This window comes from Aquabacterium sp. G14 (assembly GCF_037482285.1).
Classification (GTDB): domain Bacteria; phylum Pseudomonadota; class Gammaproteobacteria; order Burkholderiales; family Burkholderiaceae_C; genus Aquabacterium.
Map to the genome: position 1 here is coordinate 203,299 of NZ_JBBEYB010000002.1, position 11,433 is coordinate 214,731.

Annotated in this window: 7 protein-coding genes; 6 read left to right on the forward strand and 1 reads right to left on the reverse strand. The window is 65.5% G+C overall.

Annotation, left to right across the window (positions count from 1 at the left end):
- Window positions 1-123: 123 nt before the first annotated feature.
- The 3 genes from xdhA to xdhC are packed head-to-tail and all read left to right on the forward strand — an operon-like array spanning window position 124 to window position 4,895.
- Window positions 124-1,659 (forward strand): xanthine dehydrogenase small subunit, encoded by a 1,536-nt coding sequence (gene xdhA, locus WIT60_RS03285; RefSeq protein WP_339582523.1) that lies wholly within the window; start codon window positions 124-126, stop codon window positions 1,657-1,659.
- 15 nt (window positions 1,660-1,674) lie between these two features.
- On the forward strand, window positions 1,675-4,020 hold the full coding sequence (gene xdhB, locus WIT60_RS03290) for a xanthine dehydrogenase molybdopterin binding subunit (RefSeq protein ID WP_339582524.1): 2,346 nt from the start codon (window positions 1,675-1,677) through the stop codon (window positions 4,018-4,020).
- Complete coding sequence (gene xdhC / locus WIT60_RS03295; RefSeq protein WP_339582525.1) at window positions 4,017-4,895, forward strand: xanthine dehydrogenase accessory protein XdhC; 879 nt, start codon at window positions 4,017-4,019, stop codon at window positions 4,893-4,895. The genes xdhB and xdhC overlap by 4 nt, the downstream gene beginning before the upstream one ends.
- Before the next feature lie 36 nt (window positions 4,896-4,931).
- On the opposite strand, the gene WIT60_RS03300 is transcribed toward xdhC, so the two are convergent.
- Window positions 4,932-7,673 carry a diguanylate cyclase gene (locus WIT60_RS03300; RefSeq protein WP_339582526.1) on the reverse strand — a complete coding sequence of 914 codons (2,742 nt, stop codon included), beginning with the start codon at window positions 7,671-7,673 and terminating at the stop codon, window positions 4,932-4,934.
- A gap of 145 nt (window positions 7,674-7,818) precedes the next feature.
- Between WIT60_RS03300 and WIT60_RS03305 the strand changes: the two genes are divergently transcribed.
- The 3 genes from WIT60_RS03305 to WIT60_RS03315 all read left to right on the forward strand — a co-directional run bounded on the left by WIT60_RS03305 (window position 7,819) and on the right by WIT60_RS03315 (window position 11,407).
- Window positions 7,819-8,700 carry an EamA family transporter gene (locus tag WIT60_RS03305; protein WP_339582527.1) on the forward strand — a complete coding sequence of 294 codons (882 nt, stop codon included), beginning with the start codon at window positions 7,819-7,821 and terminating at the stop codon, window positions 8,698-8,700.
- Window positions 8,701-8,883: 183 nt separating this feature from the next.
- Window positions 8,884-10,023 carry an HD domain-containing phosphohydrolase gene (locus WIT60_RS03310; protein WP_339582528.1) on the forward strand — a complete coding sequence of 380 codons (1,140 nt, stop codon included), beginning with the start codon at window positions 8,884-8,886 and terminating at the stop codon, window positions 10,021-10,023.
- Window positions 10,024-10,195: 172 nt separating this feature from the next.
- Window positions 10,196-11,407, forward strand: coding sequence for a GGDEF domain-containing protein (locus tag WIT60_RS03315; protein ID WP_339582529.1), 1,212 nt, complete (start codon window positions 10,196-10,198; stop codon window positions 11,405-11,407).
- Window positions 11,408-11,433 lie beyond the last annotated feature (26 nt).

Below are 11,433 nucleotides of genomic sequence, written 5' to 3' on the forward strand. Positions count from 1 at the left end.
CGTGGATGGTAGAGCATGCACAAGCACTGATCGGGCCAACTTTGCCACCCTGGCGTCAATGCGTCGGCACGCCGCTTGCATTCCATCCTCGCCATAATGAGCTGTACAAAAGGAGACCTGTTGATGAGCGCCCCTGCCGAGCCCCGGCCCTCCCGCCCCATTCGCTTCGTTCACCGAGGCGAGGTGAAGGAGGTCAGCGGCGTGCCCGCCACCACCACGGTGTTGCAGTGGCTGCGTGAAGCAGCGCACTGCACCGGCACCAAAGAGGGTTGCGCCGAGGGGGACTGTGGCGCCTGCACCGTGGTGCTGGGCGAGCGCGACACCACCGGCGCCTGGCAGCAGCGCACGGTGAACGCCTGCATCCAGTTCCTGCCCACGCTGGACGGACAGGCCTTGCTGACGGTGGAAGACCTGCAACCCCGCGCGGATGCCCCGATGCACCCGTGTCAGAAAGCCCTGGTGGACTGCCACGGCTCGCAGTGCGGCTTTTGCACACCGGGCTTCGTGATGTCGCTGTGGAACCTGTACGAGCACCATGAGCAGGCGCCGCCACGTGCGGACCTGGCGGATGCGTTGACGGGCAATCTGTGCCGCTGCACGGGCTACCGGCCAATTCTGGATGCCGGGGAGCAGATGTTCGATGCGCCGCGCGTCGACTTCGACCCCTCGGCCTACCTGCATGCCCTGAGCACCCTGGCCGATCAACCCGATCTGGTCTACGAAGGTCCGGACCCCGCCGCCCCCGGCCAGACCACCCGTTTCTTTGCCCCCACCACGCTGGCCGAGTTGGCGCGGCTGCGGGCGGCCCTGCCCCAGGCCCGTGTGCTGGCCGGTGGCACCGACGTGGCCTTGTGGGTGAACAAGCAGTTCAAGGCGCTGGGCGACATCCTGTATGTCGGCCGCGTGCGCGAGCTGCAGCAGGTCACCCCCTGGGGGGCCGATCCTGCACAGCCTGAAGGATTGGAGATCGGCGCCGGTGTGTCGCTGGAGGCAGCCTGGTCCACCTTGAGCCGCCATGTGCCCGCCTTGCGCGAGATCTGGCTGCGCTTTGCCTCGCCGCCGGTGCGCCACGCCGGCACGCTGGGCGGCAATGTGGCCAACAGCTCGCCCATTGGCGATGGCGCCCCCATCTTGCTGGCCCTGGATGCCTCGCTGGTGCTGCGCCAGGGCGAGCAGACCCGCGAGCTGCCCTTGAGCGCGTTCTACCTGGGCTACATGCAGAACGCGCTGCAGCCCGGTGAGTTCGTGCAGGCGTTGCGCGTGCCGCTGCCTCAGGCTTCGCAGGGTGAAGTGCTGCGCGCCTACAAGGTGTCCAAGCGGCGTGACAGCGACATCTCGGCCCTGTGCGCGGGGCTGATGATCCGCCTGGAAGATGGCCGCATTGCCGAAGCGCGACTGGGCTGGGGCGGCATGGCGGCGACGGCGCGTCGGGCGACGCTCACCGAAGCAGCCTTGGTGGGACAACCCTGGACCGAGGCCACGCTGCAGGCCGCCCAAGTCGCTTTGGCGCAGGATTTTCAGCCGCTGACCGATCTGCGCGCCACCCGCGACTACCGCCACACCGTGGCCGCGAATTTGTTGAAGCGTTTCTGGATGGAGACCCGTCCGGACGCGCCCCTGCCATCGACCCAGACCCAGATCTGGCCGGCACCTGTGTGACAAGGAGGGCTTTTGATGACACCGAACTCTGTGAGCCCCGACCGGGTGGCGGGCCAGCCCCTGCCCCACGAATCGGCCCACCTGCATGTGGCCGGGCGCGCGCCCTACATTGACGACCTACCCGAGTTGGCCGGTACGCTGCATGCCGCGCTGGGCTTGTCGCCCGTGGCACATGGCCGCCTGACACACATCGACGTGGCCGGCCTGAAAGCCCTGCCTGGCGTGGTGGCCGTGCTGACCGCCGCCAACATCCCTGGCCTCAATGATTGCGGCGCTCTGGTCCACGATGACCCCATCCTGGCCCAAGGTGAAGTGCACTATCTGGGGCAGCCGGTGCTGGTGGTGCTGTCCAGCCAGCGCGAGCTGGCCCGCCGGGCCGCTGCACGCACGAAGGACTTTGTTCAGATCGAACCCCTGCCCGCCCTGCTGACACCGGAAGAGGCCCATGCGGCCGGCCAGTATGTGGTGCCGCCCATGCGCCTGCGCCGTGGGGATGTGGACGCCGCCTTCGCGCAAGCGCCCGAGCGGCTACAAGGCCGCTTCCACCTGGGCGGACAAGAGCATTTCTACCTTGAAGGCCAGATCGCCTACGCCATCCCGCGCGAAGATCGCGGCCTGCTGGTGCACAGCTCCACCCAGCATCCCAGTGAGATGCAGCACGCGATTGCGCACGCGCTGAACCTGCACGCCCACCACGTGCAGGTGGAATCGCGCCGCATGGGCGGTGGCTTTGGCGGCAAGGAGTCGCAATCGGCCGTGTTCGCCTGCGTGGCTGCCCTGGCCGCGCACACGCTGCAACGCCCGGTCAAGCTGCGCCCCGACCGCGATGACGACATCCTGATCACTGGGCGACGTCACTGTTTCGTCCACGACTTCGACGTGGCCCACGACGAGCACGGCCGCATCCTCGGCACCCGCATCGAGATGGTGTCGCGAGCGGGATTCTCGGCCGACCTGTCGGCGCCGGTGATGACGCGCGCGCTGTGCCACTTCGACAATGCCTACTGGCTGCCCGCGGTCGATGCCCAGGGCTTTTGTGCCCGCACCAACACCCAGAGCAACACGGCCTTCCGGGGCTTTGGCGGCCCCCAAGGCGCGATGGCCATTGAGCTGATCATGGATTCACTGGCCCGCAAGGTGGGGCGCGACCCGCTGGAGGTGCGCCTGGCCAATCTGTACGGCGTGGGTGAGCGCGACACCACGCCTTATGGGCAGAAAGTGGTCGACAACGTGCTGCCCACCCTGATCCGCGACCTGGTGGCCAGCAGCGATTACCACGCCCGCCGCGAAGCCGTGGCGGCCTTCAACGCCAGCAGTCCCGTCCTGAAAAAGGGCCTGGCTCTGACCCCGCTGAAGTTCGGCATCTCCTTCAATGTGGTGCACCTGAACCAGGCCGGCGCGCTGGTGCATGTGTACAGCGACGGCAGCGTGCTGGTGAACCATGGTGGCACCGAGATGGGCCAGGGCCTCAACACCAAGGTGGTGCAGATGGTGGCCCACACCCTGGGCGTGAGCGCCCACCGCGTACGCGTGACCGCCACCGACACCAGCAAGGTGGCCAACACCTCGGCCACGGCCGCCTCCACCGGCTCGGACCTGAACGGCAAGGCCGCCGCCAACGCGGCCCAGCAGATCGTGGACCGACTGGCCCAGCGCACGGCCACCCGCCTGGGCGTGTCCGTCAGCGAGGTGCGTTTTGCCGATGACCAGGTCTCGGCAGGTGAGCACACGCTGAGCTTCGAGGATGTGGTCAACGACGCCTATCTGAACCGCATCCAGCTCTGGTCAGACGGGTTTTACGCCACCCCCGGCCTGAGCTGGGACCGCCAGACCATGCAGGGCCACCCCTTCTACTACTTCGCCTACGGCGCGGCCGTGAGCGAGGTGCTGCTGGACACGCTCACCGGCGAATCACGCGTGCTGCGCGCCGATGTGCTGCACGACGTGGGGCAGTCGATCAACCCGGCTCTGGACATCGGCCAGATCGAAGGTGCCTTCGTGCAGGGCATGGGCTGGCTCACCAGCGAAGAGCTGTGGTGGCACCCCGATACGGGCAAGCTGATGACGCACGCCCCGTCCACCTACAAGATCCCGACGGCCAATGACTGCCCGGTGGACTTCCGCGTGAAGCTCTTCCAGAACCGCAATGTGCAGGACACCATCTATCGCTCGAAGGCGGTCGGTGAGCCGCCACTGTTGCTGCCGTTTTCGGTGTTCTTTGCGCTGCGCGATGCCATCTCCAGTGTGGGCGGCCACCGGGTCGATCCGCCGCTGCGGGCGCCGGCCACGCCCGAGGCCATTCTGGATGCCATCCAGGCTGTGCAACGCCAGGCGCAAGCGTTGGACCCGCTCAGCGCATGAGCCTCACCGCATCCAGCGCCCCCGACCGCCTGACGCCACGCAGCCTGCACGCCAGCGCCACGCGTTGGTTGCGAGACGGGCGCGCCGCCTGCCTCGTCAGCGTGGACGCCATCCGGGGCTCGACACCACGCGATCAGGACGCCCGCATGCTGGTCGCGCCCGACGAGGTGCGCGGCACCGTGGGTGGCGGGCATCTGGAATGGCGGGCCGTTGATCTGGCGCGTCAGGCGCTGCGCGAAGGCCTGCCGGCAGCAAGCTGGACCCACACCTTCCCCCTGGGCCCCACCCTGGGCCAATGCTGCGGTGGGGTCGTCACCCTGCGCTTTGAAGCCCTGAGCACGGCCAGTCTGGCCGCCTGGCAGGTGCCGCCGCCCCGCTTTCATGTCGAACTGCATGGCGCCGGCCATGTGGGCCAGGCCATCGTCAAGCTGCTGAGTGACCTGGATTGCAGCGTGCGCTGGATTGACGAGCGTGCCGACGATCTGCCGCAGTGGGATGCCCAAGCTGGGCTGCCGGCGCCCGAAATGCTGGCTGCCCTGCCCGACCACATCCAGTGGCTGCCCACCGAGGCGGCCGAACGCGAGGTGCTTGACGCCCCGCCGAAAGCCTGTCACCTGGTGCTGACGCATCGGCACGATCTGGACCTGAGGATCATCGACGCCGTGCTGCGCCGCGGCGACTTCCGTTTTGCGGGCCTGATCGGCTCACAGACCAAGCGGGCGCGCTTTCTGCACCGACTGGCAGAACAAGGCATTCCTGCTGAGGCCCTGGCCCGTCTGACCTGCCCCATCGGCCTGCCCGACATCCCAGGCAAGGAGCCGGCCGTGATCGCCATCGCGGTGGTGGCGCAGTTGCTGGCCGCCCACGCTGCCTGATCCTTGCAACCGCCCATCGGCGGTGCCATACGCCGCTCAGACTTCGGTTGCAGTTGGGTGCTCGTCTTCGACGTCTGCCAGATTGGTCTGGTTGCGGCCACTGTGTTTGGCCCGATACAGGGCCGCATCAGCACGGCTGATGAGCGTTTGCGCCTGCTCTCCCAACACGGGGTGCGCCACCGCCACGCCCAAGCTCACGGTGACCACGTGGTGGGCGCTGTCCACATGAGGGATGCCCAGCGCTTGGATGGCCAGGCGCACCCGTTCGGCCAGTTGCACTGCACCGGCCACATCGTCCTCCGCGACCAGGATGACGAACTCTTCACCCCCATAGCGTGCCGGCTGGTCACCCGCACGGCGGCACTGCTCGGTCAGCACCCGCGCTATGCTTCGCAAACAGTCATCGCCGGCCAAGTGGCCATAGCGATCGTTGAAGAGCTTGAAATGGTCCACGTCCAGCATGATCAGGGCCAAGGCCTGCTCCGCCCGCATCGCACGCGACCATTCCAGGCTCAGCAACTCGTCAAAACGGCGGCGGTTGGCCACCCCGGTGAGGCCATCGGTGTGCGACAGCTTGGACAAAACCCGATTGGCCTCCTCCAGCTCGGTGGTGCGTTCGGCCACCTGCCGCGTCAGTTCCTCGGTGTGATCGCGCAACTGAGCGGCCATCTGGCCCAAGGCGTGCGACAGCGTGCTCACCTCGGCAATGGCGCTGCCGGTCTGGTGCGGGCGAGCCCAGTCCCCCTGCCCCAGGCGCGCAGCCCACTGGCTGAGAGTGACCAGAGGACGCGCCAGGCGCTCACTGAGCACCCAGGCTGCCACCACACACGCTGCCAGCAGCAGCAAGGCCACCAGCACCGCATTCCCCAGCAAGCCCTCACTGGGCGCGGCAAAGCGACTTTGTGGCAGCACCACACCGATGGTCAGACTGGGCCCGTCGGGCAACTGATAAGTCCACCAGTCAATCAGGTGTCGTTCTCCGTCGACATCATGGAACGTCCGTCCCCTGGCATGCCCCTGCTCAGCGAGCACCTCACCCGCCACACGGATCAAGGGGTTGTCGCTGGCCCGCACCGCGATGCGCTGCATGGACTTGCCCGACAAGCGGTAAACCGGATCGTCGGTGGAGGCGGCCAACAGCAGCCCATTGCTTTCGGCCAGGAACGCCACACCACCAATGTCTTTGGTGATGCCGGACAGCAGCAGGTTCAACTGTGACAAGGCCACATCGGCGGTGACCACACCGACGAATCGGTGCTGGCGATCCACCACGGGGGCGGACATGCCAACGCCGACGGCGTTGTAGTTGCCGGCCTCGTCCTCGATCGCATAGCGATAGGCGGGATACCAGGACGGCCGATTGGCCTCGACCGCCGCCTTGAACCACGGGCGCGTACGGGTGTCAAAGTGCTGTCTCCCACGCGAGAGCAACTCCCCACGCACGTACACCTCATCGGCACGATAGATGTGCATGACGCGCGCGGCATCGATGCGTGCCTCCAGCACACGCAAAGCCTTGTCTCGGCCCACGGGGGGGCGACTGGCAGACAGGTACTCGCCCTCTGCGGTCCCGATCGACAGGAAAGTCAGCAGAGGATGTTGGCGGATCTGCAGCAGAAAGTTGCGGCTGACCGCTTCGGTGTTTCGGGGGTCAATGGCACCAGAGCGAAACTGCTCTGCGTTGAACGCCAGCACGCGGCGCGGCACCTCGAAGAACTGAACCACCTTGTCGTACACGCGAGCGCCCACCTCGCTGGCAAGGTCCTCCTGAAAGCGCTCGGCCGCCGTGGAGGCAGCCCGGTAGGCAAACCAACCCTGAAGGACCACGGTGGGCAGCGCCATCAAAAGCAGCACCCCGATGATGATGGGCTGCAATCCGATGCCGCGCCCACGGCTTTCCATGACAGCCGCCCCCTTGCGCTGAGGCAAGGACCGCGCCACCACCAAGACCAACACGGCCAACCCGATCGATAGACCCAGACCCGCCATGCGCACCGGCCAAGGCTGCCACGCCCGTGCCAAGGCCTCTGGCTTCAGGTTTGCCGCCACATGCCAGCGCCCTTGAGGCAAAGAGATCTCGGCCTTCAAACGCCCCGACCGAAACAAGCGGGCATCACCTTGAAAGGCCTCTCGAAAAGCACGCCCGCCGTCGTCTGCGGCAAATGCGTAAACAAAGGGCACGCGCGCAGGATCAAGCCCCACATCAAGCAGCAAACCTTCCAGCTGAACCACGGCCGACACCACACCCACCATGGGCCCCGGGCGACCGTTGCGGGGTGGCTCGAACATGGGCACACGGCCGATCATCCCCAAACCGCCTTGCGCCAACATCACCGGACCGGTGAGTACACCCTGCCGGGCATCGATGGCGGCCTGAATGCCTGCCAACTGATCGGGATGCTGACGATAGTCCAGGCCCAGCACCACCTCGTTGCCGCGCACCGGGTAGACGTGGGTGACCACCAGACCGCGCGTCAGGGCCAGGTTCTTGAGCCGGCGCTGTCGGGTCAAGGTTTCGGCCGCCAGACGCTGCCATTGCGCCTCGTCCAACTGCCCCGCGCCGGACTGGGCCGACACCCGCGCCGCGAAATCCTTGTTGACCTGCAAGACGTCGGCCAATTCCAGCGCCAGCCGATGGCTGGCTGCATCGAGTTGGGCTTGAGCCTGACGGTACAGTGCCTGCTCGGCGCGTTGGTGACCGTAACGGTCAACTCCGAAGGTGATCACCAAGCCCAGCAGGCAGACCAGCAGCGCTTGAGCAAAGGGGTGGCGCGCCATGAGCAGGAAAGATGATGAAGAATGCGCCCCCGGTTGGGCGGAATGAGCCGCCCGTCAGTGTATGCAAGATCGGCCATGGCACCCTGCCATCTTTGTCACGATTTGATCCATTTACCGTGCGCCCTTGCGCGCATCCTCCGCGTCCATGTCTCACCTTCTGATCGTCACCGCCCTGTGGGCTTTCTCCTTCAGCCTGATTGGGCAATATCTGGCCGGTCAGGTGGACAGTGACTTTGCGGTGTTGGTTCGCGTGGGCATTGCGGCCTTGCTCTTTGCCCCCTTCACACTCTGGCGCAGCCTGCCGCGTGCCCTGCTCGGGGGCTTCTGGTTGGCGGGGGCCCTGCAGTTCGGCATCACCTATCTGTGCCTGTACCGCAGTTTTGAAGTATTGACCGTGCAGGAGGTTCTGCTGTTCACGGTGCTCACGCCCATCTATGTCACGCTGATCGACGACGCCCTGGTCCGTCGCTTCAATCCTTGGGCCCTGCTGGCGGCGGCTGTGGCCGTTGGCGGCGGCATCATCATCCGTTTTCAACCCCTCACGGGCGACTATCTGTGGGGCTTCGTGATGCTGCAGGTGGCCAACCTGACTTTTGCCGCGGGCCAGGTGCTGTGCCGACATCTGTTGGCTCGCCATCCCACGGTCTACCCATTGCACCGCTTCTTCGGACATTTCTTCCTGGGCGCACTGGCGCTGGCCCTGCCCGCCTGGTTGATCTGGGGCGATCCCGACAAACTCCCCCACACCGCCATGCAATGGGGAGTGTTGGCCTGGATGGGTGTCTTTGCCACCGCGCTGGGCATGTACTGGTGGGTGCGAGGCAGCACGCGAGTGGACGCAGGCACTCTGGCGGTCATGAACGAATTGCATGTCCCTGCCGGACTGCTGGTCAATGTGCTGATCTGGCAACGTGACACCGACCTGCCACGCCTGGCGGCAGGTGGCGCGGTGATCCTGACCTCCCTGTGGCTCAACCGACTGGGACGCCACCGACGCCAGCATGGACAAGCTCACGTCACGGCCTGAGCACCGTTACACTGCCCTTTTTTTGAGCAATCCAGGTGGTTTCCCAGGGGCAGTGCCAGTCATACAACTGTTCCTCACAAGGTTGTCCACAGCTTCGGGGGACAACTTGCCCCTCATCCCCGACGCACGGGCTTGGATTTTCGGATGCTTGTATAAACGCGCCCGTTCTTCCGAAAAGTCACCATGAACCTTGCTTCCCTGGCGGTCATCGCCAACTCAGGCACCCTGACCGAGCGTCTGGGCGCCCTGCACACACGCCTGCTTGAAACCGTGCCAATGGTCGACCGGATTGCCTGTGCGCTCTACGAAGCCAAGGACGACCAACTCAAGACCTTCATCAACAGCACTCGCACAGGTGAGGCCATCGCCGGCTATGAAGCCTCCCTGTCCAACAGCCACGCCCTGAGTCAGTTGGCCCAAAGTGGTGATTTCCGGGTTCTGGACGACATCGCCTCGGCCATCCATTCCGATACGGCGCACAGTCAGTGGCTCAAGGCCCAGGGCTACCAGTCCTCGTTCACGGTGCCCTTGTTCGATCACGGGCAGTTGCTCGGATTCATCTTTTTCGACTCCTGCCTACGGGCAGCGTTCACCCCCCAGGTGCAACGCGACCTGGTGCTCTACACCAGCCTGATCAGCATGATGATCTCCAGCGAGATCGCCACCATCCGGGCCATGATCGAGTCCACCAAGCTCGCCCGCGAGTTGACCGGGTTGCGCGACTTCGAAACCGGCGCCCACCTGGACCGCATGGCGCGCTACTCGCGCCTCATCGCCCGGGCCATTGCCCCGTTGCACGGACTCAACGACGAGTTCGTCGAAGGGGTCTACCTGTTTGCGCCCATGCACGACATCGGCAAGATCGGCATCCCCGACCGCATCCTGCTCAAGCCTGGCCGCCTGGACCCCGAAGAGCGCGTCATCATGGACAGCCATGTGGCCAAGGGGGTCGAGATCATCGAGCGCATCATCGGCAAAGAGGGCGATCGCCACTTCCCCGAGAGCGAACTGCTGCGCAACATCGTGCAGTGCCACCATGAGATGCTCGATGGCTCCGGTTACCCACAGGGCTTGTCAGGAGAGGCCATCCCCATCGAGGCACGCGTGGTCGCGGTGGCCGACATCTTTGATGCGCTGACCGCCCATCGCCCCTACAAGCAGGAATGGTCGCTGGACGATGCGTTCGCTGAACTGCACAGACTGAGCGCACAAGGCAAGCTAGATGCAGACTGCGTCAACGCACTGGTGAATCAACGTGCGGCCGTGGCGGACATCCACGCCCGTTACACCGACAGTCAGCCGGATCACGCCGTGCGTGCCTGACATTTGCAGCCGTCCTGCCGTGGATGGCGCTGCGCCCTCATGTACCAATCTTCACAACAATCTGGTACAAACGAAGTTTGGCCGCCGCGATGACTGTCATGCCTCCTTTGTCTGACATGGCCTGTGGGTCAGCGGCCTTTCCCGACGCCCTCCCGCATTACCGGCCCCTCACATGCCCACCTTGAACGACTGGCAACCCGCGCAGATCGGCTTGGCCATGGCTTTTCTCCAAGAGCTGGTGATTGCGCTGGGGTGGCTGACCACGGGCTGGCTGCTCAATAACGTGCGTCGCCCTGCCCTGCACTGGGCCGGCTTTTCCTTGCTCAGTGGTGGATCGTTCCTGAACTTTGTTGTCAGCGCCCATGCGCAGCTGGAGCTCGTGCGCCTGCTGGGCAACACCTTGTTCATGGGTGCGCTTTTGCTGCAAACACGCGGCTTGCTGCTGTTCACCCGTCAGCCACTGCAAGATCGACTGTCCATCGGGGCCATGGCACTGTTGATGGGCGCGCTCTGGCTGTGGCCCAGCCATGCCGACGCCCCATGGCGGGTGGCCACCATCTCCGCCCTGTCGTGTCTGTGCTGTCTGTGGACGGCCATGGTCATCTTCCGCTACATGCGCCGCGAGATCGCGCGCAGCCGCTGGATGGCCTTGTTCACCCTGCCCAGCCTGCTGGGTGCCGCGGTGCTGGCCCACCGTGCGGTGATGGCCCTGCTGGAGCCCGAGCGATTGATCCAGGCCAGCATGGCAGGCACCTCCATCAGCCTGACCTCGGCGATGCTGTGGGTCTTGCTGTCTTTGAGTCTGGAATTAACGCTGTTCGGGCTGGTCATCTTCAAGCTGGGCGGGCAGTTGCGCCGAGCGGCACGCCACGACCGTTTGACCGGTCTGCTCAACCGTCATGCCATGGACGATGTGCTGACGCTGGAGCGACAGCGTGCGCGGCGAATGGCCCCCCCCTTTTCTGCGCTGATGGTCGACATCGACCACTTCAAGCAGGTCAACGACCGCCTGGGGCACGCTGCCGGTGATCACACCTTGCGCACGGTGGCGCAACACCTGCGGCGGCACCTGCGCGCCACCGATGTCGTGTCTCGCTGGGGGGGCGAGGAGTTCCTGGTGTTGCTGCCTGCCACGTCACGCGCGGAGGCCAGCCACCTGGCCGAGAAGCTGTGTGAAGGCGTGCGCAGGCTGCCCATCCCTTGGGGTGGCGAAGACCTGCGTTGCACCGTCAGCATTGGCGTGGCGCAGTGGCGGGCTGCCGGAGACACCTCGGATGCCTTGCTGGCCCGGGCCGACCAGGCGCTGTACTGTGCCAAAAACGGCGGACGCGATCGTGTGTGCGTCGAGCCCACCTTGGTGCAAACTGGTCACATCGCTGCTTAGCCACTGTTCCGGCAGTGGCCCCACCT

Excerpts from the sequence above, each read along its gene's own strand:
- WIT60_RS03305 (WP_339582527.1), top strand. The coding sequence starts at position 7,819 with ATGTCTCACCTTCTGATCGTCACCGCCCTGTGGGCTTTCTCCTTCAGC.
- WIT60_RS03315 (WP_339582529.1), top strand. The coding sequence starts at position 10,196 with ATGCCCACCTTGAACGACTGGCAACCCGCGCAGATCGGCTTGGCCATG.
- WIT60_RS03300 (WP_339582526.1), bottom strand. The coding sequence starts at position 7,673 with ATGGCGCGCCACCCCTTTGCTCAAGCGCTGCTGGTCTGCCTGCTGGGC.
- WIT60_RS03310 (WP_339582528.1), top strand. The coding sequence starts at position 8,884 with ATGAACCTTGCTTCCCTGGCGGTCATCGCCAACTCAGGCACCCTGACC.
- xdhB (WP_339582524.1), top strand. The coding sequence starts at position 1,675 with ATGACACCGAACTCTGTGAGCCCCGACCGGGTGGCGGGCCAGCCCCTG.
- xdhC (WP_339582525.1), top strand. The coding sequence starts at position 4,017 with ATGAGCCTCACCGCATCCAGCGCCCCCGACCGCCTGACGCCACGCAGC.
- xdhA (WP_339582523.1), top strand. The coding sequence starts at position 124 with ATGAGCGCCCCTGCCGAGCCCCGGCCCTCCCGCCCCATTCGCTTCGTT.